Raw genomic sequence first — 26971 nt, 5'->3', positions numbered from 1 at the left:
AACGGATGCTGGACATCGCCGAGGAGCTGACCCGCTGGTGCGGGGAGGGCCGGGACTTCGCCGTCGCCACGGTCGTCGACGTGAGCGGCAGCGCTCCCCGGCAGCCCGGCGCGGCGCTCGCCGTGGACACGGCGGGCGAGGTGGTGGGCAGCGTCTCCGGCGGCTGCGTGGAAGGCGCCGTCTACGAGCTGTGCCAGGAGGCCCTGGAGTCCGGGGCCGCGCGCCGCGAGCGCTTCGGGTACAGCGACGAGGACGCCTTCGCCGTCGGCCTCACCTGCGGCGGCGTCATCGACATCCTGGTGACGCCGCTCCGGGCGGGCACGGCGGCCCGCGCCGTCGCCGAGTCCGCGCTGGCCGCGGCGGCGGCCGGCGAGGCGTCGGCGGTCGCCCGCGTGGTGGACGGCCCCCGGGAACTCCTGGGGGCCGCGCTCCACGTCCGTACGGACGGCGGGGTGGACGGCACGCTCGGCGGCCACCCCATGCTGGACGCGACGGCCGCGGCGGAGGCCCGCGCCCTGCTCGACGCGGGGCGCACCGCCACGGTCGGCATCGGCGAGGAGGGCAGCCGCTGCGGCCGCCCCGTGCGGCTCCTCGTCGAATCCTCGGTGCCGCCGCCCCGCATGCTGGTGTTCGGCGCGATCGACTTCGCGGCGGCGCTGGCGCGGGCCGGGAAGTTCCTCGGCCACCACGTCACGGTGTGTGACGCGCGCCCCGTCTTCGCCACGCCGGACCGCTTCCCGGAGGCGGACGAGATCGTGGTCGACTGGCCGCACCGCTACCTGGAGTCCCAGGCGGACGCGCTGGACGCCCGTACGGTCGTCTGCGTCCTCACCCACGACGCGAAGTTCGACGTCCCGCTGCTGGAACGGGCGCTGCGGATGCCGCTCGCGTACGTGGGCGCCATGGGCTCGCGCCGCACCCACCTCGACCGCCTCGCGCGGCTGCGCGAGGCGGGCCTGACGGACGCCGAACTGAGCCTGCTGCGCTCCCCGATCGGCCTGGACCTGGGCGCCCGTACGCCGGAGGAGACGGCGCTCTCGATCGCCGCCGAGATCGTCGCCGCCCGCCACGGCGGCACGGGCGCCCCCCTGACGGGCGCCCACACCCCCATCCACCACGACCCCGCCCTCACCGGCAGCCCCGCGCCTTCCTGACCTCCGCGGCGGTGGGCACGACCAGGTCCCGGAGGTCCTCCCAGGGGTTCCTCAGCGCCTTGTCGACGGCGCCGACCTTGCGCTTCTCCTCGGTCCGCTCGCAGTGCTCGACGGTCGGTTCCGAGTCGTCCGGGCGTAGGCGCGTCGTCGCCTCCGCCACAGGAAAGATCACGAGGACGGCGTTACGGCGGTCCGGCGTTACGGCCGTTACGCCTCGCACGCCTTTTCGGTCGGGTCCGGGAGGCCCGGGTGACCGTCGAGGAGGGCGAGCCCTATGGGGGTGAGGGCGTGGCGTACGGAGTTGCGCTGGCGGCTGCTGGAGACCAGGCCCGCGCCGCGCAGGACCGAGGCGTGCTCGCTGGCCGAGGAGAGCGAGACCCCGGCGCGCCGGGCCAGTTCGCTCGTGGTGCAGTCCCCGTCGAGGGACTGGAGGACGGCCGCCCGCGTCGGCCCGAGCAGGCGGGCCAGGTGCCGGCCGCCCAGCTCGGTGAGCGGCCGGGCGCGTGGGACCGAGGAGCGCGCCGGGTACACCAGCGTCGGCGGGAGAGACGGGTCGGCCAGGGCCACCGGCTTGGTCCGGCAGAAGTACGAGGGGATCAGCAGCAGCCCCCGGCCCTCCAGATGGACGTCGCGGTCGACGGGGTACTCCGCCTCCAGCACCGGCGCCCGCCACCGCAGCACCGGTTCGAACGTCCGCAGCATCGCCTCGGTGCCCCGCGCCCACTGCGTACGGGCGCGCATCGTGCGGTCGGACTCGACGCGGGCCATGATCCGCTGCCACCAGGTGCCGAGCGCCGCGTCCTGGTACGCGCGCAGGGCGTCGCCGAGCCGGTGCAGCGAGGCCGCCCGGCCCTCGCGGACGGCGCGCAGCCACGGCGTCAGCGGCCGGTCCTCGCCGAGCTTCTCGACCTGGCCGCGGAGCTGGCCGTGCGGCGTGGAGAGCAGTGCGTCGAGGCCCGTCTCGAAGCCGTACGCGCCTTCGGCGGGCGTGAGGAAGTCCGGGAAGTAGCCGCGCGACGGAACGAGCGGCAGCAGAAACGGAAGCGGAGCGGCGGCCTGGCGCAGGACGTGTTCCCGCCAGCCGGAGAGAAGCGGTTCCGGACGTGTCTCGCGGAGCCTGTGCAGGCTGAGGACGGACTCCCAGAGCGGATCGGGCCCGTCGGCGACGCGTGTACGCGCGAGATCACCGGCAGTGAAGTGCAGGCGAAGCATGTATCCCCCGAAATGCCATGTGTGCGTGCACGGATCTTCGACGGTTTGTCGATTCCGTGGCAAGAAGGTGGCGGCAGATGGGATAACGGGACGGTGAGACGGGATTCACCTGCCATTTTCCGGTGCGGTGGGACGGCGGGGACGTGTCCCGCCGGGGGTGACGAGGGCCGTGGGGGACGGTGCGATGGCGTCTGAATCGGGCAGATCGGAACTGGCGGATCTGCTGGAGGAGTTGAAACAGCGAAGCGGACGGAGCTATTCCGCGCTGGCGCACCGCTCGGGGCTCAGCCGCTCCAGCGTGCACCGCTACTGCCAGGGCAGCACCGTTCCCCCTGCCTTCGGCGCCGTCGAACTCATCGCCCGCGCCTGCGGCGTGACCCCCGGCGACCCGAGCCTCGACCGCCTCTACCGCGCCTGGCAGCGGGCGAACGCGGACGCCGACGAGGCACCGGGCGAGCCGGTGTCGCAGGCGTCGCACACGTCGCAAACGGAATCCGTACGCGAAGCGGAACCGGAACCGGACGCCGAGCCCGGGTCCGGGCCCGGACCCGGACCCGGACCGGGGGCCGAGTCCGAGTCCGGCGCCGGGCTCTGGCCCCGGCTCGCTTCGTCCCTCCGCGCCCACACCGCCGCCCGCGTCGTCACCCTGGTCCTCGCCTTCGTCCTCGCCACCGTGGCCGGCACCCTCGCCTTCGACCGCGACCGGGGCGGCGACCCGCCCGCCCCCGTGCCCTCCGTGTCCTCGGGCGCGCAGGGCGAGCGCGGCCCCGACTGGAGCGTGACGGGCGAGAAGGTGCCCGCCGCGTTCTTCGGGCTGAACCTCTCCACGAGTACGGGCGAGATGCCGGGCTTCCGCGCCGGGTCCGTACGGCTGTGGCAGAGCGACAGCCGCTGGGCCACCCTCGAACCCCGCCGCCGCCACTACGAGTGGGACAACCTGGAACGGATGGTCGACGCCGCCGAGAAGAAGAAACTCCCCGTGCTGTTCACCATCGGCGGCACCCCGCCGTGGGCCGCGAAGAGCCGGAAGCAGTCGGACTTCGCGGACGCGGTCGCCTCGCCCCCGGACGACCTCGCCGACTGGGAGCGCTTCATCGGCAAGCTGGCCGAGCGGTACGAGGGCCGCATCGAGGCGTACGAGCTGTGGGACTACCCCAACCACCCGCCCAGCTTCGCGGGCAGCATGAAGCGGCTCGCGGAGATGGTCCGCCGCGCCTCGAAGATCATCAAACGCGTCGATCCCGAGGCCACGGTGCTCTGCCCGTCCTTCGGCGAGCTGTGGACCGAGCGCGGGAAGACCCTGCTGCGCGAGTTCGCACGCACGGGCGCGTTCCACCACTGCGACGCCGCCGCGTTCAAGCTGCCCCCGCGCCGTGCCGACGGACCGCCGGAGGAGAGCATCGAACTGACCGAACACGTACGGGAGCTGCTCTACAAGGAGGGCGTGCGCCGCGGCCCCATCTGGAACACCGGCCCGGACCGGGACGTCGCGTTCCGCGACCGCCTGGACGCCCGCCGCGCCTGGAACTACGCGGTCCGCTTCTATCTCGCCGGGCTCTACGCCTGGTACGACGGCGTGCGCCGGACGTACTTCTACAGTTGGGGCAGCTCCGAGGTGCCGCTCGTGCTGGAGCGGCTGGAGGGCCCGCCCTCGGAGGCCGCGCGCCGCGTCGCACGCCTCCAGCGCTGGCTGGACGGCGCCGAGCTGGGCTCCTGCGGCATGGGCGTACGGATGGGCCTCGCGCGGGACGCGTACACCTGCCGTCTCACCCGCGGGGACACGACGCTGCGGATCTACTGGACGAAGCGGGGCCGCGCCGAGGTCACCCTGGGGAAGGGCGCGCGCCGCGTCCTGCGCATGAGCGGTGCGACCGAGCGCGCCCGCCCCGGATCCCGCCTCGCCTTCGGCGAGGAGCCCGTCCTGGTCGAGAGCCGCTGACCACGCGGTGCGTGCTAGCTAGAACAGCTTGATGTCCGCCAGGAACGCGCGGTGGTCCGTGCCCGGGTAGTCGAGGAAACGGCCGTCCACCGGGACCAGCGGCTCGCTCAGCAGTATGTGGTCGATCTGCGCGCCCAGCGGCGGGGCCGTGAGCGACGGCCAGGTGGGGGTGCGGGACTGGCCGAGCATCCGGGCCGCGTCGTGCATGCCCGTGTCGAGGATCGCGCGGAACGCGGCGTGGTCCTGCGACGAGTTGAAGTCGCCCGCCATGATCGTGGGGAGGTCGCCGCGCCGTTCGGCGTACGCCCGCAGCGCGCCCAGCTCGCGCCGCCACGTGGCCAGCCCGCGCAACTCGGGCGGCATGGGGTGCGCGACCTGGATCCGTACGCTGCGGCCGTGCACGTCCGCGACCGCCCCCGGCATCGACAGCCGCCCCGGCACCTCGCGCTCGCTGCGCAGCGGATAGACGCTGAGCAGCGCCGAGCCGTCGGCCCCGTCGCCGCCGGTGATCAGCCGGTGCGGGTACGCCTCGCGGATCCCGCGCGAGCGCAGCGCCTTCGCGCATGTGTGGTCGCACTCCTGCACCGAGACGATCTGCGGGCGCTCGCGCCGCAGCGTGTCGAGCAGGGCCGGGGTGGCGCCGCCGAACTCCAGGTTCGCCGTCAGCACCCGGAAACGGACCTTCGACGGGCGGTCCTTGGCGCCGGACGGCGCGTCGTCCCCGTACGGCTGGAGGTACCAGCCCGTGGCCCCGAGCACCGCGACGGCCCACACCAGCAGCACCGGCCGCCGCGCGAACGCGGCCGCCAGCAGCGCGAGCCAGGCCGGCACGAGGAACCACGGCAGGAACGCGAGCAGTTGCGGGACGGGGGAGGGGCCGTCGAGATCGGCGCCGCGCAGCGCGAGCGGCACCGAGAGTACGAGCAGGAAGAGCCCGGCGAGAAACGCCAGCACGGGATGGCGCCGGCGCCGTCCGCGTCGGCCTTCGCCCTGTTCAACGTCACCTTCAGTCCCCGTGAGCACGCCTCGATAATGCCTCACCCCCGCGAAGCGCCACCGCCCCCGGGGTACCCCCTCGACGCCGGGTGCCCGGCGATGAGGGCTGCGCCCGGGCTGCCCCGTCGCGTGCATCGCAGGCTGCGCCTGCATCGTGGCTTGCCGCGCAGTTCCCCGCGCCCCTAAAGGGGCAAGCCCTGCTTGAGGGGATTAGTTAGGGGCGGCGGTGAAGGCGAGGATGTGGGGGGTCGCTTCGTGGAGTTGGGGGAAGTGGCGGTGCACGCCGGCCACCGGGACGGGGGCGTTGACGCCCCAGACCGTCATCCCGGCCCGGAGCCCCGCCCGCACTCCGGACGGCGCGTCCTCGACGACCAGGCAGTCCCCCGGACCGGCACCGAGCCGCTCGGCGGCTCGCAGATAGGGAACGGGAGAGGGCTTGCCCTCCTCGACGGTCGCCGCGTCCACGATCACGTCCGGCACCGGCAGACCCGTCCGCGCGAAACGCCCCCGCACCCGGTGCGCGTAGTTCGAGGTCACCAGCCCCCAGGACCCCGGCGCCAAAGCGTGCAGCAGCTCCGACGCGCCGTCGAACGCCGCGTAGGCGCCGGAGCGCACATCCTCGTCCTCCAGCTCGTGCAGCGCGGCCAGGCACTCACGCGGATCGCGGTCCGCGGCGACCTGGGCGAACGTCTCCGTCGGCCGCGTCCGCAGCGCCACTTCGTAGACCTCGTCCGCGTCCAGCCCGTACCGCTCCGCCCAGGCCGCCCAGACCCGGCGCTGGTTGCTCACCGCGTCGATCAACGTGCCGTCCACGTCGAACAGGACGTACTTCGTGCGGCCCGGCCGCCGAGACCCTCGAGGCACTATTCGCGGTATTCCGTGCCCGGAGATGTGGCGGCGTGCTCGCGTAGCTGGACGCGACGGATCTTGCCGGAGATCGTCTTGGGCAACTCGGCGAACTCCAGGACGCGGACCCGCTTGTAGGGCGTGAGCCGCGCCCGCGCATGCTCGAAGATCGCCTTGGCCGTGCCGGCCCCCGGCTCCCACCCCTCCGCGACGACGACGTACGCCTTCGGCACCGCCAGCCGGACCGGGTCCGGCGAGGGGACGACCGCCGCCTCGGCCACCGCCTCGTGCTCCAGCAGCACGCTCTCCAGCTCGAAGGGGGAGATCTTGTAGTCCGAGGCCTTGAAGACGTCGTCGGCCCGCCCCACATACGTGAGGTAGCCGTCGGCGTCGCGCGCGCCGATGTCGCCGGTGCGGTAGAAGCCGTCGGCCATCGCCTCGGCCGTCCGCTCCTCGTCGCCCTCGTACCCGGTCATCAGGCCGACCGGCGCGTGGGAGAGGTCGAGGCAGATCTCGCCCTCCTCGACGCCCGCCTCGCCGGTGACGGGGTCGACGAGCGTGACCTCGTAGCCGGGCGTGGGGCGGCCCATGGAGCCGGGCTTGAGGGGCTGGCCGGGCGTGTTGGCGACCTGGACGGCGGTCTCGGTCTGGCCGAAGCCGTCGCGGATCGTGACGCCCCACACCCGCCGGACGTGCTCGATGACCTCGGGGTTCAGCGGCTCCCCCGCGGCGACGACCTCGCGCGGCACGCGCTGGAGCAGCGAGAGGTCGGCCTGGATCAGCATCCGCCACACGGTCGGCGGCGCGCAGAAGGAGGTGACGCCCGCGCTGTCCATCTCGGACATCAGCCGGGCCGCGTCGAACCGCGTGTAGTTGTGGATGAAGATCGTCGCCTCGGCGATCCACGGGGCGAAGAAGTTCGACCAGGCGTGCTTGGCCCAGCCGGGCGAGGAGATGTTGAGGTGCACGTCGCCGGGCTTGAGCCCGATCCAGTACATGGTCGCCAGATGCCCCACCGGGTACGAACTGTGGGTGTGCCGCACCATCTTCGGCAGGGCGGTGGTGCCGGAGGTGAAGTAGACGAGGAGCGGGTCGTCGGCCCGGGTGGGCCCGTCGGGCTCGAAGTCCGCCTCGGCGCCGTACGCGTCGGCGTACGACAGCCAGCCGTTCCCGGCGCCCTCGCCCACCGCGATCCGCGTGTAGCCGCCGGGCACGTCGGCGAACTTCGGCGCGTCCGCGGCCCGTACGACCACGTGCCGCGCCGCGCCCCGGGTGATGCGGTCCCGCAGGTCGTCGGGGCCGAGCTGCGGGGTCGCGGGGATGGCGACGGCCCGCAGCTTGATCAGGGCGAGCAGCGTCTCCCACAGCTCGACCTGGTTGCCGAGCATCACGATCACCCGGTCGCCCGCGCGGACGCCGCGCCCGCGCAGCCAGTTCGCCACGCGGTCGGAGCGGACGCGCATCTCCTCGAAGCTGACGCGCTCCTCGCGGCCGTCCTCCTCGACGATGTGCAGCGCGGTGCGGTCGTTGCCCTCGGCGATCCGGTCGAACCAGTCCAGCGCCCAGTTGAAGTGCTCGGTCCGCGGCCAGGAGAACGCGGCGCGCGCCGCGTCGTAGTCCGTCCTGTGGCGCAGCAGCGTGTCGCGTGCCGCGCGGTAGGCCTCGGTGGCGTCCCCGGGGGCGTCCCCGGCGGGTGCTGGCTGGGTCATCGTTCCTCCTGTGTGCCTGGCTGGGGCACATCGTGCCTGGTCGAGAGCGTGGCTGCCAGGGTCGCGCGCAGTTCGACCTTGCGCACCTTGCCGCTGGTGGTGAGCGGGAAGCCGTCGAGCACGCGGAGGTGCCGGGGGATCTTGTAGCGGGCGAGGCGTCCCTCGCAGTACGCGGCGATCTCCTCCAGGCTCAGCTCCTCCACGCCGGGCGCGAGGATCACGCAGGCGGCGATCTCCTCGCCGAGCCGCTCGTGCGGGACGCCGACGACCTGGACGTCGGAGATCTTGGGGTGGGTGTGCAGCAGCTCCTCGATCTCGCGCGGGGAGACGTTCTCGCCGCCGCGGATGATCATGTCCTTGGTGCGGCCGACGATACGGACGTAGCCGTCGTCGCCCATCTCGGCGAGGTCCCCGGTGTGCATCCAGCGCGCGGCGTCGATGGACGCGGCGGTCTGCTCCGGGTCCTCCCAGTAGCCGAGCATCACGCTGTACCCGCGCACGCACAGCTCGCCGCGCTCCCCGCGCGGCACGGTGAGCCCCGTCTCCGGGGCGACGACCTTGACTTCGAGGTGCGGCATCACGGTGCCGACGGTCGCGGTGCGGCGCTCCAGGTCGTCGTCGGCGCGGGTCATCAGGGAGACGGGGGAGGTCTCGGTCATCCCGTAGCAGATCGCGACGCCCGCCATGCCCATCTCGGACATCACCCGCTTCATGACCTCCACCGGACACGTCGCCCCGGCCATGATGCCCGTACGGAGCGACGCCAGGTCCCCGGCCCGTACGTCCGCCGTACCGGCGTCGAGCGCGCCGAGTGCGGAGATGAACATTGTCGGGACGCCGTAGAGCGAGGTGCACTCCTCGTCCCGTACGGCGCGCAGCACGGCGCCCGCGTCGAAGGACGGCGCGGGCAGCACGGCGCAGGCGCCCGTGGCGACGGCGGCGAGGGTGCCCATGACCATGCCGAAGGTGTGGAAGAGCGGCACGGGCAGGCAGATCCGGTCGTTCTCGTCGTAGCCGAGGAGGGTGCCGATCGCGAGGGCGTTGTTGAGGATGTTGTGGTGCGAGAGCGTCGCGCCCTTGGGGGAGCCGGTGGTGCCCGAGGTGTACTGGAGGCTGACGGGATCGTCGCAGGACAGCTCCGCCGCGCGCTCCTCCAGCCGCTCCGGGTACGTCATCGTCATCTGGAGCCCCAGGTCCATGGGCTCGGACCAGCCCGCGTTCTCGCCGGGCTCGACGAGGAAGACGTCGCGCAGCGCGGGGCAGTCCTCCCACACCTGTTCGACCTGCTGTTCTCTGTCCCGCGCGGCGAAGAGGAGTTCGGTCTCGGAGCGCTGGAGGACGTAGCGCAGCTCGCCCACGCTGAACGCCGGGTTGATGCTCACCAGTACGGCGCCGACGCGCGCCGCGGCGAACTGGACCAGCACCCAGTCCGCGCAGTTCGGCGCCCAGACCCCGACGCGCTCGCCGCGCCGCACGCCCTTGCCGAGCAGCCCGAGCGCGAGCAGGTCCACGTCCCGCGCGAACTCCTCGTACGTCCAGCGCCGTCCGGCCGCGACGTCCACCAGCGCCGGGCTCTGCGGCAGCCTCGCGGCCGTACGGCGCAGCCGCGCGCCAATGGTGTCGCCGGTCAGCGGCTCCGCCCCGGTCCCGCTCGCGTACGACAGCTCCGGCATCCGTACCTCCCCAGGTCGTCCCGGCGCCATCATGAGGTGCGTGCGGGCCGCTGGCCAGCCCCCGCCCAGCACACGTCGTGGTTCTCGCCCGGGGCCTGGAAGGCGAGCAGCGCGCCCGCCTCGCGCTCCAGTGCGCGGCGCGCGGCGGGGGAGAGGGCGCGGAACGGGAAGAGGGTGAGCGTGCCGCCGTCCCGCTGCCACGTGCCCTCGATGAACCCGTCGGAGAGGAAGACGGGGAACTGCCGGTTGCTCTCCCAGGTCCGGGCCCTGTCCTCGTCGCGGACCACGCGCGTACGGTCCCGGTGGCCGATGAAGACGTTGTCGTACTCGGGCAGGAAGCGGGCCGGGGCCTCGGCGTCCGGGCCGGGCCGGGGCGCGTCCGGCAGGTCGAACAGCTCGACGCCGTGCGGGTCCCGGAACGTCACCAGCTCGTCCCGGTGCCGCTCGACGACCTCGCGCAGCCGCGTCAGCCCGCTCCACATCTGCACGTCCTTGACGGAGGCGGGCCCGAACGCGGCGAGGTAGCGCAGTACGAGCGCGTCGGGCGCGGTCTCGTGCTCCAGGTCCTGGCCCAGCCACTCCCGCGCGGTGGTGTGCCGGGCGAGCCCGCCCTCGCCCCACAGCCCGCGCGGCGTCACCTGGACCATGGGCAGCAGGTGCCGGGCCGCCATCCCGAGCGCCTGCGCGTCGGCCTCCGGCCACTCCTCGGCGAGCAGCGTGCCGAGCTGATGGAACGTCATCGGCCCGGCGGCGGCGACCAGCTCGGCCGCGCGCGCCGCCACCTTCCCCGCGTCCACGCCCGCCGCCGCCAGCCGCTTGGCGAACGACCCGAAGCTGCCGCGCTGCGCGGGCTGGAGCACGGGCCGCAGCGCGAGGCAGTCGCGGGCCGTCACGGTGTGGATCGTCGAGCGCTGGAGGCTGATCCGCACGAACTCCCGTGCGTTCAGGCGCCGCGAGAAGTCGTGGGGATCGAAGTCCGCCAGCCGCGACCAGAGGGCGGTGTAGTGGTTGTGCGGAATCTGCGTCTGCAGCCCGACGAGACGCGTCACCGCCGCCGCGGGGTCCACGTCCTCCCGCGCGAGCAGGTACTGCCGGGCGAGGGTGGCGCGGTTGAGCGCCCGGGTGCTGAGGGTCGTCGGCGTCATGGGACGACGCTAACGGCGATCGAGGACACCCCCTGTCCGCGACCGCGACCGCGACTGTGCCTCCGCCTGTGCCCCTGTCCGCGACTACGGCGTGGAACGGATCAGCTCGTCCGCCGGGTCGTTGACGGGCTGCGGTGTGCCCGTCAGGTCGAGCACGAACAGCGGGAGCGCCAGCTCGTCGGCCCGCACCCGCGCGTCGCGCGCGTACCCCGCGAGGGAGAAGCAGACGGCGACCGCCGACTCGTTGAGCCCGTTCAGCCAGAGCGTCTCGATCTCGCGCAGCGCCGTCGGCGAGGTCGTCGGATCGACGTGCGCGACGACCTCCGGGCCGCGCAGGTCGATGCCGGAGGCGGGCGTCCGCTCGGTGACGCGGATCTCCGTGAACCCCAGCCAGCGCAGATACTGCGCGGCGGCCGTCTTCGCGTCCTGCGCCGTGCGGATCGTGACGGGCCGGAACGCGGGGCGCCGCAGCGGCGGCAGGGACGGCCGCCGCGACGCCGTGCGCGGTGCCCGCGCCGCCTCGGGAGGCGGGGGCGGGGGCTGGGAGCCGGACGGGGACGCGGCGGACGAGGACGAGGGCGCGGCGGGTGGAACAGAGGAGGACGCCGAGGGGCGCGGCGGAGGAGCCGCGTCCTGCACGCCCGGCAGCGACCTGGGCGGCACCGCGCCGCCCGCGCCCGCGACCGGCAGCCTCAGCACCGTCCCGCAGTCGCACCCGAACTCCGGCTGCGGCCACTCGTCGTCACGGCCGCAGGATCCGCAGCGCACCCGCACCCAGGACCCCGCCCACGTACGGTGCGTGACCTGCACGGGCACACCGGCGCGCAGCACGGGCAGCGCGACGGGGGCGCCGCAGGTGCACGGGTAGACGGGCGTGGTGTACGTGTGCTCGCGCCGGCATACGGGACAGCGCACGAGCACGCTCTCTGCCATCTCTTCGGCTCCTGGCTCCTGGCACGGGTGACGGGCATATCCAGCCCCCCAATCGTCCCCGATACGCGAGCATTTGCGAAGCGAACAGAGGGGAACCCCCGCCCTCTGCCGAGGCCGGGGGTGCGGATGCGCGTGTGTGCCCCCGGCCGGGACGGTCACCCCTCATCGTGCGGACCGTTCCAGCCGGGGGCGCGCTGGGGCCGACCTCCCAATCAGCCTTCGCGCAGCTCTTGCACGGCCTCCTCGACGCGGCGCCCGTACTCGGGGTCGGCGGCGCGGAAGTGGGCGAGGTTCTTCTCGACCACGTCGTCGCGGGTGACCTGGGAGAGGCCCCCGGCGATGTTGGCGATCAGCCGGGACCGCTCCTCCGCCGACATCAGCCGGTACAGCTCGCCCGCCTGGAAGAAGTCGTCGTCCTTGGTGTGGGACGGGGCCTCGTGGGTGCCGGTGTGGCCGGTGACGGGGCGGGGTGCGGAGAGGGGGACGCCGGTCTCGGCGGGGCCGTCGTAGGAGTTGGGCTCGTAGTTCTTGGCCCCGCGGCCGTAGGGGTTCGTGGCCATCAGGCCGTCGCGGCCGTAGTTGCGGGCCTCGGTCGCCTTCGGGGCGTTGACCGCGAGCTGGGTGTGGTTGACGCCCAGCCGGTAGCGGTGCGCGTCGGCGTAGGCGAAGAGGCGGCCCTGGAGCATCTTGTCCGGGGAGGGGCCGATGCCGGGGACGAAGTTGTTCGGGGAGAACGCGGACTGCTCGACCTCGGCGAAGACGTTGTCCGGGTTGCGGTCGAGGACCAGGCGGCCCACGCGCTGGAGCGGGTAGTCCGCGTGCGGCCAGACCTTGGTGAGGTCGAAGGGGTTGAAGCGGTAGTCGGCCGCCTCGGCCGCGGGCATGACCTGCACGTACAGCGTCCAGGACGGGTACACGCCGCGCTCGATCGACTGGAGCAGGTCCGTCTGGTGCGAGTTGGGGTCCTGGCCCGCCAGTTCGGCGCCCTGCTCGCTGGAGAGGCAGCGGATGCCCTGGTTCGTCTTGAAGTGGTACTTGACGAAGAAGGCCTCGCCGTCGGCGTTCGTCCACTGGTAGGTGTGCGAGCCGTAGCCGTTCATGTGGCGGTACGAGGCGGGGATGCCGCGGTCGCCCATCAGCCAGGTGACCTGGTGGGTCGCCTCGGGCGCGTGGGCCCAGAAGTCCCAGACGTTGTCGGGCTCCTGCCTGCCCGTGAACGGGTCGCGCTTCTGGGAGTGGATGAAGTCGGGGAACTTCAGCGGGTCCTTGATGAAGAAGACCGGCGTGTTGTTCCCGACGAGGTCGTAATTTCCCTCTTCCGTGTAGAACTTGAGGGCGAAGCCGCGCGGGTCGCGGGCCGCGTCGGGCCCGCCCAGGTTGTCGGCGACCGTCGAGAAGCGGATGAAGGTCTCCGTGCGGCGCCCGACCTCGCCCAGGAAGTGCGCGTGGGTGTACGCCGTGACGTCGTCGGTCACCTCGAAGTAGCCGTACGCGCCGGAGCCGCGCGCGTGCACGACGCGCTCCGGTATCCGCTCGCGGTTGAACCGCGCGAGCTTCTCCAGCAGGTGCTGGTCCTGGAGGAGGAGGGGGCCGCCGATGCCGGCGGAGGCGGAGTTCTGGTTGTCGGCGACGGGTGCGCCGGACTCGGTCGTCAGTGTCGACTTCGACATCGAGTGGGGCCTTTCGTAGGGCATACGCGTACGCGGAAGATACTTTCCGCATCCTGGAGCGTCAACGGTTTGTTGAAGCGGGAGGTCAGGTGGCGGGCGTGAGGGGCGCGACGGCCGTCGGGGCGTGCTCCGGCGCGGTCGCCAGCTCCTCGAACTCGTTGACGCTCGCCAGGTCGCTGCCGCTCATCGAGATGTTGGTGACCCGCTCCAGGATCGCCTCGACCACCACCGGCACCCGCAGCTCGGCCGCCAGCTTCTTCGCCTCCTCGAAGGCGGGCAGCAGCGCGTCCGGCTCGGTCACCCGCAGCGCCTTGCAGCCCAGGCCCTCCACGACCTTGACGTGATCCACTCCGTACGCGCCCAGCTCGGGGGCGTTGATGTTCTCGAACTCCAGGTTGACCTGGAAGTCCATGTCGAAGTTGCGCTGCGCCTGCCGGATGAGGCCCAGGTAGGAGTTGTTGACCAGCACATGGACGTACGGGATCCGGTGCTGTGCGCCGACCGCCAGCTCCTCGATCATGAACTGGAAGTCGTAGTCCCCGGAGAGCGCGACCACGCTCGCCGACGGGTCGGCGGTGGCCACGCCCAGCGCGGCGGGGACGGTCCAGCCCAGCGGCCCGGCCTGCCCGCAGTTGATCCAGTGCCGGGGCCGGTAGACGTGCAGGAACTGGGCGCCCGCGATCTGCGAGAGGCCGATGGTCGAGACGTACCGCGTCTCGGGGCCGAACGCGCGGTTCATCTCCTCGTACACCCGCTGCGGCTTCAGCGGCACGTCGTCGAAGTGCGTACGCCGCTGGAGCGTCGCCTTCCGCTCCTGCGCGGAGGCGGCCCACGCGGAGCGGTCCGGCAGCTTCCCGGCCGCCTTCAGCTCGCGCGCGACCTCCACGAAGAGGGCGAGCGCGGCCTTCGCGTCGGAGACGATCCCGAAGTCCGGCGCGAAGATCTTGCCGATCTGCGTCGGCTCGATGTCCACGTGCACGAAGGTGCGGCCCTCGGTGTACGCCGCGACCTGGCCGGTGTGGCGGTTGGCCCAGCGGTTGCCGATGCCGAGGACGAAGTCCGACTCCAGGAACGTCGCGTTCCCGTACCGGTGCGAGGTCTGGAGGCCCACCATGCCCGCGTTCAGCGCGTGGTCGTCGGCGATCGTGCCCCAGCCCATCAGCGTGGGGATCACCGGGATCCCGGTCAGCTCGGCGAACTCGACCAGCAGTTCGGAGGCGCCCGCGTTGATGATGCCGCCCCCGGCGACGATCAGCGGGCGCTCGGCGGCGCCCAGCATGGCCAGCGCCTTCTCGATCTGCTTGCGCGAGGCGGCGGGCCGGTGCACGGGCAGCGGCTCGTACGTCTCGATGTCGAACTCGATCTCCGTCTGCTGGACGTCGAGCGGCAGGTCGATCAGCACCGGGCCCGGACGGCCCGAGCGCATCAGGTGGAACGCCTCCTGGAAGACGCCCGGCACCTGCGCGGCCTCCCGCACGGTGGTCGCCTTCTTGGTGACCGGCGCGGCGATGGACGCGATGTCGACGGCCTGGAAGTCCTCCTTGTGCATCACCGCGGTGGGCGCCTGGCCCGTGATGCACAGGATCGGGATCGAGTCGCCGGTCGCGGAGTAGAGCCCGGTGATCATGTCGGTGCCGGCGGGCCCCGACGTACCGATGCACACACCGATGTTGCCGTCCTGGGCGCGGGTGTAGCCCTCGGCCATGTGGGACGCGCCCTCGACGTGCCGGGCGAGCGTGTGGTCGATGCCGCCGGAGGCGCGCAGCGCCGCGTAGAAGGGGTTGATCGCCGCACCCGGCACGCCGAACGCGGTGTCCACGCCTTCCCGCTTGAGGATCTCGACTGCCGCGCGGGCAGCGGTCATACGAGGCATGGTGACTGCTCCTGGAGAGTTCTGGAGAAAGGGGCCCGGGCGGCGGCGCCATGGGCGCGACAGGACAGTGTCAACGCCGCCGCCCGGGAGTTCGGGGCCGTCAGGCCGTGGGCGGAGTGCCGCCCGAGAGGCGCTGGACGCCGCGGACCAGGGCCGAGTGGTCGAGCCCGCCGTCGCCCTGCTCCCGCAGCGCGGCGACCAGTTGGGCCACGAGCGCGCCCGCCGGTACGGCGGAGCCGACGGCGCGGGCCGCGTCCGTCACGATGCCCATGTCCTTGTGGTGCAGGTCGATCTTGAAGCCGGGCTGGAAGTTCCCGGCGAGGATGCTGTCCTTCTTGCGGGTGAGGACGGTGGACCCGGCGAGGCCCCCGTTCAGCACGTCCAGCGCGGTGGACAGCTCGACGCCGGACTTCTCCAGGAAGACCACGGCCTCGGCGACGGCCTCGATGTTGACGGCCACGATGAGCTGGTTGGCGGCCTTCACGGTCTGGCCCGCGCCGTGCGGCCCGCACAGCACGACAGTCTTGCCGAGCGCGTCGAAGACGGGCCGCGCCGCGTCGAACGCCTCCTGGTCGCCGCCGACCATGATCGAGAGAACGCCCTCGATCGCGCCCGCCTCGCCGCCGGAGACGGGGGCGTCGAGCGCCTTGACGCCCTTGGCCTTCGCGGCCTCGGCGACCTCGATCGAGGTCTGCGGGGTGATGGACGACATGTCGATCACGAGGCCGCCCGGCTTGAGGTGGTCGAGCACGCCGTCGTCGTGCAGGATCACCTCCTCGACCTGCGGGGAGGCGGGGACCATCGTGATGACGACGTCCGCGTCCTGGACGGCCGCCGCGATGCTGGGCGCGGCGCTCGCCTTGTCGCCGCCGTCCTTGGCGAAGGCCTCGGCCCTCGCGCTGTCGCGGTTGTACGCGGTGACCTCGTAACCGGCCTTGACGAGATTACGGGCCATGGGCGCGCCCATGATCCCGAGCCCGATGAAGGCGATCCTGGCGTTGCCGGGGGTGTAGCTGGTCATCATGTGCCTTTCGCTCTGCCGAGGGGCTGATGAGGGGGTGCCCCTTGCTGTGCTTCGCAGGGTGCCGGAGCGTGGTGGGCCGGCCGCGCAGTTCCCCGCGCCCCTGACGGGGCACTCCCGCTGAGGCCTCCTGTGCTTGGGAGGTCTGCGCGGAGGCGCAGGGCTGGCAAGCGCAGCCCCCACGCCGGGTGCGGCTCGAACGCCGGGTGCGCCTCAGCCCTTTCGCCGGGCTCGGGGCAGCCAGGCGAAGGGGTCGGACCCTTCGCCGTACGGCGCCTTGTACTCCAGGCCCACCCAGCCGTCGTAGCCCGTCTTCTCCACGCGGCCCAGCAGATCGGAGAAGTCGAGTCCGCCGGTGCCCGGCGCTCCGCGCCCGGGGTTGTCGGCGATCTGCACATGCCCCGTCACCGGCGCGTACGTGTCGATCACGCCGTGCAGGTCCTCGCCGTTCATGGACAGGTGGTAGAGGTCCATCAGGAAACGCGCGTTGTCCAGGCCGGTGTCGGCGTTGAGCCGGTCGACGACCTCGACCGCGCTCGGCGCGCTCACGAGCGGACAGTGGGGCGACTCCGGCGCGTTGAGCGCCTCGACGAGCAGCACCGCGCCCGCGCGGTCCGCGGCGCGCGCCGCGAGCGCGAGGTTCTCGCGCGCCAGCGCGTCCTGCTTCGCGGCGGGGACGCCCTCGACCCGGTTCCCGTACAGCGCGTTGAGCGCGCCGCAGCCGACCTCGCGGGCGAACTCGGCCGCCACCTCGACGTTCGCGCGGAACTTCTCGGACTCCTCGCCGGGGATCGACAGGGCACCCCGGTCCGGGCCCGGAAGCTGTCCCGCGTAGAAGTTGAGGCCCGTGAGCCGGACGTCCGCGTCCTCCAGCGCGCCGCGCAGCGCGTCGAGTTCGGCGCGCTCGGGCACCGGCGCGTCGGGCCACGGCCACCACAGCTCGATCGCGCCGAACCCGGCGGCGGCCGCGGCGGCGGGGCGCTCCAGGAGCGGTAGTTCGGTGAGGAGGATCGAGGCGTTGACGGTGTACCGCACGGCGACCGCACTCCCTTCAGAGTTCTGCGTGGGGTTCTTAGATTTCCGTAATGCGGAAGTAAGATTCTGTGTACTGGAAGATTGCTCCGTGGTCTCCCCGCCTGTCAAGGGCTCTCCGCCTCTTCCGGCATGCGAAAAGGCCCCGGGGGGTCTTCCCGGGGCCTTCGGCGAGGGCGTGCTCGGAGAGGGTTACTCAGGCGGGGCGCCGCCGTGCCGTCAGTGCCCGCTGCCACATGCGCGCCGTGGAGCCGGTCCAGACGACGAGCAGGACGACGTAGAACCAGAACACGAACGACGTCGGGCCCTCGTCGCCCAGCTCGCCCGCGACGAGCAGCACGAGGGCGAGCCCGGTGAGCGTCGAGCCGTAGAGCTTCCGGCGCGAGGTGCGCTCCTGGTTGCGCGCGCCGTCGGCGAGCCGCAGCGCGTAGACCTCGGGGGAGCCGAACGCCTCATGCGCGCGCTCCCCGGACTCCGCGAGATGCTGCCGGGCCTCCTCCGCGTGGCCGCGCGCCTCGGCGGCGCGCAGCGCGTGCCTGCCGCGCAGCACATGCTCCAGGTGCCGCAGCCAGCGCTCGTCCGCGTCCTCGCCGCTCCCGCCTTCCCTGGCCGCGTCGAACGCGGGCGTGAACCACTCGTCCGCGATCCGCGCCGGGAACCGCAGCGCCCCCACCGCCACGGCGGCACCGAGTGCCGACAGCACCGGCATCGGCACGGAGAGGACGGGCTCCTCGGGCAGCGACACGATGGCCGCCGCGCCCCCGACGACGAGCGCGACCGCGCCGCCCGCGAAGGCCCAGGTGCCCGTGCGGCGGCCCGCCGACCAGGCGGTGACCGCGAGCGCGACCAGCAGCGCGGCGCCCGTGACCGTCGCGCCGCCCGCGACCGAGGACCAGCCGGGCCGCGCCCAGAGCCCGTCGGTGATCCAGCGCAGCACCGGGAGCAGGGTGCCCAGGAAGGCGAGCGTGAGGACGGCGCCGACGAGGCGCTCGCCGGGGGTCAGCCCGCGTGCGTCGCGCAGCGCGCGCCGCTCCTCGCCGATGTGCTCGCGCGCCAGCGTACGGGCGTACGCGCGGGGGTCGCCGAACAGTTCGCGGGCGGGTCTGTCCTCCTCCCGCACGGCCTCGCGCGCCTCGGGGAGGAGTCTGTCGGCCAGCCCCGACGGGGCGTCGTGGTCGAGGACGAGGCGCAGCTCGACCTCGGCGGCCCACCGCGCGTCGTCCTCGCGCGGCCACTCCGGTGTCTCCTTCGCGGTCATGACCTTCCCTCCGCTTCGTCCGCGTGCTCCCCGACGAGCGTCCCGACGGTGGCGGCGAACCGCGCCCAAGCGGCGCCCTCGTCGCGCAGCCGTGCCCGGCCCGTCTCGGTGATGCGGTAGTACTTGCGCCCGGGGCCGCCCTCGCCCGCGCCCCACTCGACGTCGACCGAGCCCTCCTCCTCCAGGCGCGTCAGCGCCGGATAGAGGGTGGCGGCCTTGACGTTCGCCAGCCCGGCGTCCGTGAGGCGGCCCAGCAGCGCGTACCCGTAGCTCCGCTCCTCGTCCGCCAGCACCCCGAGCAGGCACAGCGGCAGCACGGCGCGTGTCCAGGACGACGTCCCCGTCACCGGCGGCACCCCGACTCTCTCGCTTCTCCGACTATTCTCAGTTTCAGAATAGTGTCACATAGAGAAGACCGGGGCCGACAGACCCCGGTCTTCGGTGCGGCGGTGCCGCCTAACGCTTGATCGCGACCCCCGCCCACATGCTGACCAGGGCGTCGTCCATGTCGCCGATGCTGGTGACCTGGCCGGTGTCGGCGTCGGGGTGCCAGCGGTGGGGGACCTCGACGCCGGGCTCGACCATCTCCAGGTCGCCGAAGAAGCGGGTGATCTCCTCGCGGCTGCGGACCTGCGCGCTGCCGCCGTCCATCTTGTAGACGTCCATGGCCCGCTCCCACTCCTCGGGCGCGAAGTCGGGCGTGCACTGCGAGAGCACCACGTACGAACCGGGCGCGAGGGCGTCGATCAGGCGCTCCACGATGCCGTGCGCGTCCTTCTCGTCGGTGATGTAGTGCATCAGCCCCACCAGGCAGAGCGCCACCGGCCGCGACATGTCGATGGTCTCGGTGAGCTGGCGCGAGGTGAGGATCGAGTCCGGGTCTGTGATGTCGGCCTCGACGTACGCCGTACGCCCCTCGGGCGATCCCGTCAGCAGGGCGCGGGCGTGGGCGAGGACGATCGGGTCGTTGTCCGCGTAGACGATCCGGGCGTCGGGGGCGATGCTCTGCGCCACCTCGTGGAGGTTGGGCGAGGTGGGGATGCCGGTGCCGATGTCGAGGAACTGCCGGACCCCGCGCTCGACGAGAAAGCGCGCCGCGCGGTGCATGAACGCGCGGTTCGCGCGCGCCGCGTTCCGGAAACCCGGGAAGGCGGCGAGGAGCTTCTCCGCGACCTCGCGGTCCGGGGGGAAGTTGGTCTTGCCGCCGAGGAAGTAGTCGTAGATCCGCGCGCTGTGATGCCGGTCGAGCCCGAGATCGCGCTCGCCCAGATTCTCATCGGTCGTGGCCATTGCCGGGCCCTTTCGTCAGATCTCGTGATTCTCGCCGCCGGATTCGCCGGTGCGCGAAATCGTAGTCTGTACCCGGCCGGTGAGCCGGTGTCAGACTGTGGAGACTTCCCCCGAGCTTCGTACGGCGGGGGTACGCCAGAACCAGGGGAGCACGCATGACCGCCATGACGCAGCCGAGTGGCGATCCCTCGCCTCGGGCGCACCGGCCGTTGGCGGTCCAGGACCAGCAGGCGGGCCCGACGGCGCTGCGCATCGTGCTCGGCGCCAAGCTGCGGCGGCTGCGCCAGGAGCTGGAGATCAGCCGCGAGGAGGCGGGCAAGGCGATCCGCGGCTCCCACGCGAAGATCACGCGCCTGGAGCGCGGCCAGGTCGGCTCCAAGGAGCGCGACCTCGCCGACCTGCTGACGCTCTACCGGGTGCTGGACCCGGACGAGCGCGCGGAGTATTTCGCCCTGGCCCAGCAGGCCAACTCGCCCGGCTGGTGGCATCAGTACAGCGATGTGCTGGAGGACTGGTTCGAGCTGCACATCGGCCTGGAGGACGCGGCCTCCATGATCCGGTCGTACGAGGTGCAGTTCATCCCCGGCTTGCTCCAGACCGAGGAGTACGCGTACGCGGTCAGTCGGCTGGGGTATCCGAACACCGCGCCGCGCAGGATCAGCAGGCTGGTCAAGCTGCGGATGGAGCGGCAGCGGCTGCTGGCCAGGCCCGAGGCGCCCAAGCTGTGGGCGGTCGTGGACGAGGCGGCGCTGCGGCGTCCGTTCGGCGGCCGGGAGGTCATGCGCGGCCAGATCGAGCACCTGCTGAAGATGGTGGAGCTGCCGAACGTGACGCTGCAGGTGGCCCCGTTCACCGTCACGGCCGCCGCGGCCGGGTCCTCGCTCACCATCCTGCGCTTCGGCGACCCGGATCTGCCGGACAAGGTCTATCTGGAGCATCTGACCAGCGCGGTCTATCTGGACAAGCAGAGCGATGTCGACCAGTACACGCTGATCATGAACCGTCTCAGTGCGGAGGCTCATCAGCCGGACGAGACGGTGCGCTTCCTGCGGGGTCTGCTGGAGGAGTGACCGGCGCCGGGGCTCCGCCCCCTCGTTAATGTGGGCCCATGACGCGATTGCGAGTGGAGTTCACGACCGAGCCGTTCGACCTGGACGAGGCGCCGGCTCACGCGCTCGTGGCCCGGGAGATCGTCGAGGGGGCGGCGCTGGACGCGGTGGACGTCGGGCCGTTCGGCAATACGGCCGAGGGCGGGGCCGAGGCCGTGCTGGACGCCGTGCAGCGGCTGCTGCGCGAGTCGCTGGAGGCGGGCGCGACGCGCGTCTCCTTGCAGGTCAACGTGCTCGGGGAGGACGAGGCCTGATGCCGGGCAGCTCGGGGCACCCCTTCGTCGCGGCCGTGAAGCCGCTGGTGGACGCGATGGGCGGCGAGATGGTCGCGCCGGACGAGGCGCGGGGCGACGACGTGGTGCTCGCCTGGGAGGGCGAGGACGTGGTCGCCGTACGGCTGCCGCACCTGTCCGACTCGCTCGATCACATCCTGGCCGAGCTGGAGCGGCGGCACGGAGTGCCGCTGGCGGAGCTGGACCGCAGGACCAAGCAGTCCGTGGTGCGGATCCTGGAGACGCGGGGCGCGTTCTCGGTGCGGCACGGGGTGGAGACGGTGGCCGCCGCGCTGGGGGTCTCCAGGTTCACCGTTTACAACTACCTCAACCGGGAGAATGCCGCGAAGGGTGACTGACTCGGGCATATGACCGCGTAACGGGACCGTCATCCTTCCGGATGGCGGTCTTCGTTTTCCGTATGTCGGCAGCAAATCTTCGATTGGCATTCAACAAAGTGTTGACGCGTTGTTGTCCGAGGACTTAGCTATTCCCAGCCCGAACAGCACCGGCCACGGAGGTTCCGTGACTTCGCGCCCCACGCCAGGTCTTTCCTGGTTCAACTCAGCCGAGGAAAGTGCCGCTCGCGCCGCACTCCACGAGATGTGCGCCGCACGGGCCTGGGGGAGCGCCCTGCTCTCCCACCGCCCCTACGGCACCGCGGAGGACCTCTTCCGTGCGAGCGACGAGGCCACCGCCGGACTCTCCGACGAGGGCCTCGACGAGGCGATGGCGGGACACCCTCCCATCGGCCGCCCCAAGCCGGGCGACCCGGCCTCCAGCCGCGAACAGCGCGGCATGGCCGGAGCGTCCGACGCGCTCAAGGCGGAGATGCTCGAACTGAACCTGGCGTACCAGGAGAAGTTCGGGCACGTCTTCCTCATCTGCGCCACCGGCCTGACCGGCGAGCAGATGAGGGACGCCGTACGCAACAGGATCGACAACTCCCGGCAACGGGAGCGGGAGATCGTGCGGCAGGAGCTGATCAAGATCAACCGGATCCGCCTGTCCCGGCTCGCGGAGGAAGGAGCACCCACGGCATGAGCGCCACGAGCAGCGACACGAGCACCTCGGTGTCCACGCACATCCTGGACACCAGCGTCGGCCGCCCGGCCGCGCACGTCGGGGTGCGCCTCTCCGTGCGAGACGGGGACAAGTGGGTGGAGCACGGGGTCTCCACGACCGACGCGGACGGGCGCTGCAAGGACTTTCCGGCGCTGCCGGAAGGCACCACGCACGTGCGGCTCCTCTTCGAGACGGAGCCGTACTTCATTGGCAGACAGCGCGAACAGCGCAACCAGCAAGCCGAGGCACAGCAGGACGCCCCCGCGCTACGGGACAGCGGCGCGTTCTTCCCCGAGGTGACGATCACGTTCGCCGTCGCCCCGGGGGAGCACTATCACGTGCCGCTGCTGCTCAACCCGTTCGGCTACTCCGTGTACCGAGGGAGCTGACAACCTATGCCCACGATTCTCGGCCAGAACCAGTACGGCAAGGCGGAGAACCGCGTCGTCAAGATCACGCGGGACGGCGACACGCACCACATCAAGGACCTCAACGTCTCGGTCGCCCTCAGCGGCGACCTCGACGAGGTCCACTACTCGGGCTCGAACGCCCACGTCCTGCCGACCGACACCACCAAGAACACGGTGTTCGCCTTCGCCAAGGAGCACGGCATCGACTCGGCCGAGGACTTCGGCATCGCGCTGGCCCGCCACTTCGTGGACTCCTGCGCCCCGATCGGCCGCGCGCGCATCCGCGTAGAGGAGTACGCCTGGGAGCGCATCGAGACCTCCGACGCGAACTCGAAGTTCATCGGCGCCGACGAGGTGAAGCACTCCTTCGTCCGCAACGGCCAGGAGACCAGGACGGCCCAGATCACCTACGACGGCACGGAGTTCGAGGTCCTCTCGGGCCTCAAGGACCTCACCGTCATGAACAGCACGGCGTCGGAGTTCTGGGGCTACATCAAGGACAGGTACACGACGCTCCAGGAGGACTACGACCGCATCCTCGCCACCTCGGTCTCCTCCTGGTGGCGGCACAACTGGACGGGCGACGAGCAACGCCCGCCGCAGTGGGAGAAGTCCTACGCACAGGCGAAGAAGCACATGCTGCACGCCTTCGCCGAGACGTACTCGCTCTCGCTCCAGCAGACGCTCTACCAGATGGGCTCGCGCGTCATCAACGCCCGCTCCGAGATCGACGAGATCCGCTTCTCGATGCCGAACAAGCACCACTTCCGGGTGGACCTCTCGTACTGCGGCGTCGAGAACGAGGCCAAGGACGGCGCCGTGTACTACGCCGCCGACCGGCCGTACGGCCTGATCGAGGCCACCGTGCTGCGTGACGGGTGCGAGCCGCGCATACCGGTGGACATGACCAACCTGTAAGAGCCCTGCCGGAGTCCCGTCCCTTCCCGTTTCTCGGGGGCTCCGCCCGTCGGACCCCCCTCCGAAACGGTGAAAGGGCGGGACAGGGGAACCCTGCCGCCACCGACACACACCCGCAGCGAGGACCACCATGGCGGATTCAGCACCAGCACGCGTCGTCATCGAGAACTGCGCCGTCGCGACCGTCGACGCCGAGGACACCGAGCACGCCTCCGGCCACGTCGTCGTCCAGGGCAGCCGGATCGAGTCGGTCGGCCCCGGCAGGGCACCGGCCGGGCTGGAGGGGGTGACCCGGCGGATCGACGGCACGGGACACCTCGTCACGCCCGGCCTGATCAACACCCACCATCACTTCTACCAGTGGCTCACCCGCGGCCTCGCCACGGACTCCAACCTCTTCGACTGGCTCGTCGCGCTCTACCCGACCTGGTCCCGCATCGACGAGCGGATGGTCTACGCGGCGGCGCGCGGCTCCCTCGGGATGATGGCCCGCGGCGGCGTGACGAGCGCGATGGACCACCACTACGTCTTCCCGCGCGGCAGCGGCGACCTGCTCGGTGCCGAGATCCGCGCGGCGCGCGAGCTGGGCGTGCGCTTCACCGCCGCGCGCGGCTCGATGGACCGGGGCGAGTCGGACGGCGGGCTGCCGCCGGACTTCGCCGTCGAGTCCACCGAGGACGCGCTGCGCGCGACCGAGGAGGCCGTCGACACCCACCACGACCCCTCGTTCGACTCGATGCTGCGCGTCGCGGTCGCCCCCTGCTCCCCCTTCTCCGTCTCCACCGAACTGATGCGTGAGGGCGCGCAGTTGGCCCGCCGCAAGGGCGTACGGCTGCACACGCACGGCTCGGAGACGGCGGAGGAGGAGAAGTTCTGCCACGAGCTGTTCGGCATGGGGCCGACCGACTACTTCGAGTCGACCGGCTGGCTCGGCGAGGACGTGTGGATGGCGCACTGCGTCCACATGACCGACGCGGACATCGAGGCGTTCGGCCGGACGAGGACCGGCGCCGCGCACTGCCCGTCCTCCAACGCCCGCCTCGCCGCGGGAATCGCCCGGGTCCCCGACATGCTCGCCGCCGGCGTCCCCGTCGGCCTCGGCGTGGACGGCACCGCCTCCAACGAGTCGGGCGAACTCCACACCGAACTGCGCAACGCGCTCCTCATCAACCGCCTCGGCGGCCACAGGGAGAACGCCCTGAACGTCCGCCAGGCGCTGCGACTCGGCACCCACGGCGGCGCCCAGGTGCTGGGCCGCGCGGACGAGACGGGCTCGCTGGAGCCCGGCAAGCTCGCCGACCTGGTGCTCTGGAAGCTCGACGGCATCGGCCACTCGTCGATCGCCGACCCGGTCGCCGCGCTCGTCCTCGGCGCCGCGGCGCCGGTCACCCTCTCCCTCGTGGGCGGCAGGCCGGTCGTGGAGGACGGCCGCCTGGTCACCGCCGACGAGGACGAGATCGCGCGCGACGCGCGGGACGAGGCCCGGCGCCTCGCCCGTATCGCCGCGCACTGAGAGCCACCGGCCGGGAGGGACGGCTCCCGGCCGGTCTTCTCCGCCCCTCCACTCCGCACACATGTCATGGGCGCAACAACTGCACACCGGCACGACCTCGTACGGCGTGTGAGCCCGTACGACGCACGACCTCCCGAAACTCACGTGTCCGCGCCAGGACACAGGAAAACGACAGGAGGACCGCAGTGGCCAAGACGCCCAGGTTCACCGCGCAGGGAACGACGACGGACGCGGACGGGAGTGGGGAAGAACCGCAGAAACACCCTGTCGACCAGGGGATGCCGCCGCTGAAGCTCTTCACCACCGGGCTCCAGCACGTCGCGGCGATGTATGCCGGGGTGGTCGCGCCGCCCCTCGTGATCGGCGCGGCCGTCGGCCTCTCCGTCACCGAACTCACGTTCCTCACCGGTGCCAGCCTCTTCATGGCGGGCATCGCCACCCTCCTCCAGACGCTCGGCGTCTGGAAGATCGGCGCCCGCCTCCCCTTCGTCAACGGCGTCACGTTCGCGACCGTCGCGCCCATGCTCGCCATCAACAAGTCCGAGGGCCCCGAGGACGCGCTCCCCGTGATCTTCGGGGCCACGATGGTGGCGGCGGCCATCGGCTTCGTCGTCGCGCCGTTCTTCAGCAAACTGGTCCGGTTCTTCCCGCCGGTCGTCACCGGCAGCGTCATCACCCTGATCGGCATCTCCCTGATGCCCGTCGCCTTCAACTGGGCCCAGGGCGGCAACGACAAGGACCCGGACTACGGGGACTTCAACAACATCGGCATGGCGGGCCTCACCCTCCTGATCGTCCTGCTGCTGCGCCGCTTCACGAGCGGATTCCTCAAGCAGATCGCGGTACTGCTGGGCCTGTTGGTCGGCACGCTCATCGCCATACCGGTGGGCATCACCGACTTCACGGCCCTCAAGGAGGCCGACGTCGTCGGCTTCCCCACGCCCTTCCACTTCGGCGCCCCCCAGTTCGCCGTCGCCGCGATCATCTCCATGTGCGTCGTCATGCTGGTGTCCATGACGGAGTCGACCGCCGACATGCTCGCGCTCGGCGAGATCGTCGACCGCCCGGCGGACGAGAAGACCATCGCCGCGGGCCTGCGCGCCGACACCGCGGGCTCCTTCGTCAGCCCCTTCTTCAACGGCTTCATGTGCAGCGCCTTCGCGCAGAACATCGGGCTCGTCGCGATGACGCGCATACGCAGCCGGTTCGTGGTCGCCGCGGGCGGCGGCATCCTCATCGTGATGGGCCTCTGTCCGATCGCCGCCGCGCTCATCGCGAGCGTTCCGCAGCCGGTGCTGGGCGGGGCGGGCGTCGTGCTGTTCGGCTCCGTCGCGGCCAGCGGGATCCAGACGCTGCAGAAGGCGGGCCTGGACAAGGACAACAACGTGCTGATCGTCGGCACGTCGCTGGCGGTCGGCGTCATCCCCATCGCGGCGCCGGAGTTCTACCACGCGTTCCCGGAGAGCGCGAAGATCATCCTCGACTCCGGGATCTCCACGGGGTGCGTCACCGCCGTGCTGCTCAACCTTGTCTTCAACCATGTGGGGAGGGGCCGCCGTGACGAGGAGACGGTGACCCATCCCATGGAACCCGGAGAAGGGATCCCCCACCAGAAAGTGGCCTCGGCGAACTCCTGACCCTCCCGCGAGCTCCGAGCGGGCCCCACGAGTACCGGGGGCCCGCTCTCCGCTGCCGGGTGCGGCTGTGCCGTGTGCGGGCCCTCGCCGTAGGGCCCGCTCGCCGTTGCCGGGTGACGCCGCCGTCGTGGCTGGTCGCGCAGTTCCCCGCGCCCCTGACGGGGCACCTTCGCTGCTCCCTTCCGCGAAGCTTGGGCAGTCTGCGCCAGGGACACAGGGCGTACTCCTTGCCGCACGCGACTTGACCCGGTGGTCAAGTTAATCTGGTGGGGTGCGGCCATGGGGGCCGCAGATCC

25 protein-coding genes are annotated in these 26971 nt (G+C 71.9%); 10 read left to right on the top strand and 15 right to left on the bottom strand.

Annotated elements, in window-relative coordinates:
- Window positions 1-5 precede the first annotated feature (5 nt).
- Window positions 6-1154, top strand: a complete 1149-nt coding sequence (locus ABD343_RS34885) for an XdhC family protein (protein WP_344534159.1) — start codon at window positions 6-8, stop codon at window positions 1152-1154.
- Here the strand turns inward: ABD343_RS34885 and ABD343_RS34880 are convergent.
- Both ABD343_RS34880 and ABD343_RS34875 read right to left on the bottom strand, forming a co-directional pair.
- Complete coding sequence (locus tag ABD343_RS34880) at window positions 1129-1326, bottom strand: hypothetical protein (protein ID WP_344534158.1); 198 nt, start codon at window positions 1324-1326, stop codon at window positions 1129-1131. The genes ABD343_RS34885 and ABD343_RS34880 overlap by 26 nt on opposite strands.
- Window positions 1327-1361: 35 nt before the next feature.
- On the bottom strand, window positions 1362-2366 hold the full coding sequence (locus ABD343_RS34875; protein ID WP_344534157.1) for an ArsR/SmtB family transcription factor: 1005 nt from the start codon (window positions 2364-2366) through the stop codon (window positions 1362-1364).
- 184 nt (window positions 2367-2550) lie between these two features.
- Here ABD343_RS34875 and ABD343_RS34870 point away from each other — a divergent pair, with 184 nt between their 5' ends.
- Window positions 2551-4305, top strand: a complete 1755-nt coding sequence (locus tag ABD343_RS34870; RefSeq protein WP_344534156.1) for a helix-turn-helix domain-containing protein — start codon at window positions 2551-2553, stop codon at window positions 4303-4305.
- Between the two features lie 18 nt (window positions 4306-4323).
- On the opposite strand, the gene ABD343_RS34865 is transcribed toward ABD343_RS34870, so the two are convergent.
- The 13 genes from ABD343_RS34865 to ABD343_RS34805 form a co-directional block, all read right to left on the bottom strand.
- Entirely contained in the window at window positions 4324-5259 is a 936-nt protein-coding gene (locus tag ABD343_RS34865; protein ID WP_344534155.1) for an endonuclease/exonuclease/phosphatase family protein, read from the bottom strand.
- 252 nt (window positions 5260-5511) lie between these two features.
- A complete protein-coding gene (locus ABD343_RS34860; RefSeq protein ID WP_344534154.1) occupies window positions 5512-6165 on the bottom strand; it encodes an HAD family hydrolase in 654 nt (217 codons plus the stop codon).
- Window positions 6165-7856 (bottom strand): AMP-binding protein, encoded by a 1692-nt coding sequence (locus tag ABD343_RS34855; protein ID WP_344534153.1) that lies wholly within the window; start codon window positions 7854-7856, stop codon window positions 6165-6167. Before ABD343_RS34855 ends, ABD343_RS34860 begins: the two co-directional genes overlap by 1 nt.
- Window positions 7853-9529, bottom strand: a complete 1677-nt coding sequence (locus tag ABD343_RS34850; RefSeq protein WP_344534152.1) for an AMP-binding protein — start codon at window positions 9527-9529, stop codon at window positions 7853-7855. The genes ABD343_RS34855 and ABD343_RS34850 overlap by 4 nt, the downstream gene beginning before the upstream one ends.
- Before the next feature lie 29 nt (window positions 9530-9558).
- Complete coding sequence (locus ABD343_RS34845; protein WP_344534151.1) at window positions 9559-10674, bottom strand: winged helix DNA-binding domain-containing protein; 1116 nt, start codon at window positions 10672-10674, stop codon at window positions 9559-9561.
- Between the two features lie 84 nt (window positions 10675-10758).
- Window positions 10759-11607, bottom strand: coding sequence for a hypothetical protein (locus tag ABD343_RS34840; protein ID WP_344534150.1), 849 nt, complete (start codon window positions 11605-11607; stop codon window positions 10759-10761).
- Between the two features lie 212 nt (window positions 11608-11819).
- Window positions 11820-13277, bottom strand: coding sequence for a catalase (locus ABD343_RS34835; protein ID WP_344534149.1), 1458 nt, complete (start codon window positions 13275-13277; stop codon window positions 11820-11822).
- A gap of 85 nt (window positions 13278-13362) precedes the next feature.
- Complete coding sequence (gene gcl / locus ABD343_RS34830; protein ID WP_344534148.1) at window positions 13363-15150, bottom strand: glyoxylate carboligase; 1788 nt, start codon at window positions 15148-15150, stop codon at window positions 13363-13365.
- A gap of 100 nt (window positions 15151-15250) precedes the next feature.
- A complete protein-coding gene (locus tag ABD343_RS34825; RefSeq protein WP_344534147.1) occupies window positions 15251-16174 on the bottom strand; it encodes a 2-hydroxy-3-oxopropionate reductase in 924 nt (307 codons plus the stop codon).
- 210 nt (window positions 16175-16384) lie between these two features.
- Complete coding sequence (locus tag ABD343_RS34820) at window positions 16385-17206, bottom strand: TIM barrel protein (RefSeq protein ID WP_344534146.1); 822 nt, start codon at window positions 17204-17206, stop codon at window positions 16385-16387.
- Between the two features lie 193 nt (window positions 17207-17399).
- On the bottom strand, window positions 17400-18461 hold the full coding sequence (locus ABD343_RS34815) for a VIT1/CCC1 transporter family protein (RefSeq protein ID WP_344534145.1): 1062 nt from the start codon (window positions 18459-18461) through the stop codon (window positions 17400-17402).
- Entirely contained in the window at window positions 18458-18808 is a 351-nt protein-coding gene (locus ABD343_RS34810; RefSeq protein WP_344534144.1) for a PadR family transcriptional regulator, read from the bottom strand. Before ABD343_RS34810 ends, ABD343_RS34815 begins: the two co-directional genes overlap by 4 nt.
- A 109-nt stretch (window positions 18809-18917) precedes the next feature.
- A complete protein-coding gene (locus tag ABD343_RS34805) occupies window positions 18918-19751 on the bottom strand; it encodes an SAM-dependent methyltransferase (RefSeq protein ID WP_344534143.1) in 834 nt (277 codons plus the stop codon).
- 155 nt (window positions 19752-19906) lie between these two features.
- Between ABD343_RS34805 and ABD343_RS34800 the strand changes: the two genes are divergently transcribed.
- The 8 genes from ABD343_RS34800 (at window position 19907) to ABD343_RS34765 (ending at window position 26675) form a co-directional block, all read left to right on the top strand.
- A complete protein-coding gene (locus ABD343_RS34800; RefSeq protein ID WP_344534142.1) occupies window positions 19907-20821 on the top strand; it encodes a helix-turn-helix domain-containing protein in 915 nt (304 codons plus the stop codon).
- Window positions 20822-20859: 38 nt separating this feature from the next.
- Complete coding sequence (locus ABD343_RS34795) at window positions 20860-21114, top strand: YkoF family thiamine-binding protein (RefSeq protein ID WP_344534141.1); 255 nt, start codon at window positions 20860-20862, stop codon at window positions 21112-21114.
- Entirely contained in the window at window positions 21114-21491 is a 378-nt protein-coding gene (locus ABD343_RS34790; RefSeq protein WP_344534140.1) for a helix-turn-helix domain-containing protein, read from the top strand. The genes ABD343_RS34795 and ABD343_RS34790 overlap by 1 nt, the downstream gene beginning before the upstream one ends.
- 166 nt (window positions 21492-21657) lie before the next feature.
- Window positions 21658-22176, top strand: coding sequence for a 2-oxo-4-hydroxy-4-carboxy-5-ureidoimidazoline decarboxylase (gene uraD / locus ABD343_RS34785; protein WP_344534139.1), 519 nt, complete (start codon window positions 21658-21660; stop codon window positions 22174-22176).
- On the top strand, window positions 22173-22586 hold the full coding sequence (gene uraH / locus ABD343_RS34780; protein WP_344534138.1) for a hydroxyisourate hydrolase: 414 nt from the start codon (window positions 22173-22175) through the stop codon (window positions 22584-22586). Before uraD ends, uraH begins: the two co-directional genes overlap by 4 nt.
- Before the next feature lie 6 nt (window positions 22587-22592).
- Complete coding sequence (pucL, locus tag ABD343_RS34775; protein WP_344534137.1) at window positions 22593-23525, top strand: factor-independent urate hydroxylase; 933 nt, start codon at window positions 22593-22595, stop codon at window positions 23523-23525.
- Window positions 23526-23655: 130 nt separating this feature from the next.
- Window positions 23656-25038: an 8-oxoguanine deaminase gene (locus ABD343_RS34770; RefSeq protein WP_344534136.1), complete on the top strand. Its 1383-nt coding sequence runs from the start codon at window positions 23656-23658 to the stop codon at window positions 25036-25038.
- A gap of 185 nt (window positions 25039-25223) precedes the next feature.
- A complete protein-coding gene (locus tag ABD343_RS34765) occupies window positions 25224-26675 on the top strand; it encodes a nucleobase:cation symporter-2 family protein (RefSeq protein ID WP_425578352.1) in 1452 nt (483 codons plus the stop codon).
- Window positions 26676-26971: the final 296 nt, after the last annotated feature.

The organism is Streptomyces albiaxialis (assembly GCF_039530985.1).
In the GTDB taxonomy this organism is placed as follows: Bacteria; Actinomycetota; Actinomycetes; order Streptomycetales; family Streptomycetaceae; genus Streptomyces; species Streptomyces albiaxialis.
Note: the sequence above shows the minus strand (reverse complement) of the source record. Positions and strands in the feature narration are given on the sequence as shown.

Coding starts and splice junctions, on each gene's coding strand:
- ABD343_RS34770 (WP_344534136.1), top strand. CDS start 23,656: ATGGCGGATTCAGCACCAGCACGCGTCGTCATCGAGAACTGCGCCGTC.
- ABD343_RS34885 (WP_344534159.1), top strand. CDS start 6: ATGCTGGACATCGCCGAGGAGCTGACCCGCTGGTGCGGGGAGGGCCGG.
- ABD343_RS34815 (WP_344534145.1), bottom strand. CDS start 18,461: ATGACCGCGAAGGAGACACCGGAGTGGCCGCGCGAGGACGACGCGCGG.
- ABD343_RS34795 (WP_344534141.1), top strand. CDS start 20,860: ATGACGCGATTGCGAGTGGAGTTCACGACCGAGCCGTTCGACCTGGAC.
- ABD343_RS34800 (WP_344534142.1), top strand. CDS start 19,907: ATGACCGCCATGACGCAGCCGAGTGGCGATCCCTCGCCTCGGGCGCAC.
- ABD343_RS34855 (WP_344534153.1), bottom strand. CDS start 7,856: ATGACCCAGCCAGCACCCGCCGGGGACGCCCCCGGGGACGCCACCGAG.
- ABD343_RS34835 (WP_344534149.1), bottom strand. CDS start 13,277: ATGTCGAAGTCGACACTGACGACCGAGTCCGGCGCACCCGTCGCCGAC.
- ABD343_RS34875 (WP_344534157.1), bottom strand. CDS start 2,366: ATGCTTCGCCTGCACTTCACTGCCGGTGATCTCGCGCGTACACGCGTC.
- ABD343_RS34845 (WP_344534151.1), bottom strand. CDS start 10,674: ATGACGCCGACGACCCTCAGCACCCGGGCGCTCAACCGCGCCACCCTC.
- ABD343_RS34825 (WP_344534147.1), bottom strand. CDS start 16,174: ATGATGACCAGCTACACCCCCGGCAACGCCAGGATCGCCTTCATCGGG.
- gcl (WP_344534148.1), bottom strand. CDS start 15,150: ATGCCTCGTATGACCGCTGCCCGCGCGGCAGTCGAGATCCTCAAGCGG.
- ABD343_RS34840 (WP_344534150.1), bottom strand. CDS start 11,607: ATGGCAGAGAGCGTGCTCGTGCGCTGTCCCGTATGCCGGCGCGAGCAC.
- ABD343_RS34805 (WP_344534143.1), bottom strand. CDS start 19,751: ATGGCCACGACCGATGAGAATCTGGGCGAGCGCGATCTCGGGCTCGAC.
- uraH (WP_344534138.1), top strand. CDS start 22,173: ATGAGCGCCACGAGCAGCGACACGAGCACCTCGGTGTCCACGCACATC.
- ABD343_RS34870 (WP_344534156.1), top strand. CDS start 2,551: ATGGCGTCTGAATCGGGCAGATCGGAACTGGCGGATCTGCTGGAGGAG.
- ABD343_RS34790 (WP_344534140.1), top strand. CDS start 21,114: ATGCCGGGCAGCTCGGGGCACCCCTTCGTCGCGGCCGTGAAGCCGCTG.
- ABD343_RS34850 (WP_344534152.1), bottom strand. CDS start 9,529: ATGCCGGAGCTGTCGTACGCGAGCGGGACCGGGGCGGAGCCGCTGACC.
- pucL (WP_344534137.1), top strand. CDS start 22,593: ATGCCCACGATTCTCGGCCAGAACCAGTACGGCAAGGCGGAGAACCGC.